General features: G+C 38.2%; 1 protein-coding gene. It reads right to left on the bottom strand.

The window, feature by feature from the left end:
* Nucleotides 1-634: hypothetical protein (locus E3E42_RS11635; protein WP_206206131.1), on the bottom strand; the 634-nt coding region annotated here is incomplete at both ends.

Raw genomic sequence — 634 nt, 5'->3', positions numbered from 1 at the left:
CTGAAGCTTTCTCATGTATTCTATGGTTATCAAGTATGCAAGGTGCCATTTAAATCCTCTTGATCTCCTTTCAGGTATAGTTGACTGTATAGGGTCACCGTTGTCATCAATGTCTCTGATGTACAAATTAATTTCATTCTCCGCAACGTTTATTCCATCAATTCTGACCCGTTCTTGGCTCCAGTAGGTGTTTATTAGTTCACGGGAAAACCGAATGAGGGCGTTTTCCAGTTTATTCCTAGCTTCGCCCAGTTCTAATCTGTCGAGATCTTCGATTTTGAATTGAGGGAGTATTGAAAACAGTCTGTAATTTATTAGATATTCGCTGTCTGTCTTGGAGTACTCTTTAAATGTTTCTCTCCAGGAATCTTTTGTCTTCTTGATAGTGCCTTTTAGCTCCATTTCCTGATCTAAGTATACAAAGCGTGGTATAATATCGAGTAGAGTCTCTCTCAGAATAGTAGAACCCTCGATTTTTGGAATTAGCTGTTCTTCGAGTGCCTTTTTGGCGTTATCTAGTATTTCGTGGGTATAAATTGTCACCTGTTTGCCAGGGACGTTAATTTGGACTTGCGTATTGTTGATATTAATATTTCCAAGCGATTGTAAAATATGATTCTGTATTTTGAGGTAC

Source organism: Thermococcus sp. JdF3, assembly GCF_012027495.1.
GTDB lineage: Archaea > Methanobacteriota_B > Thermococci > Thermococcales > Thermococcaceae > Thermococcus.
The sequence above is the reverse complement of the archived record's forward strand: the minus strand, read 5'-3'. Positions and strand labels throughout refer to the sequence as shown.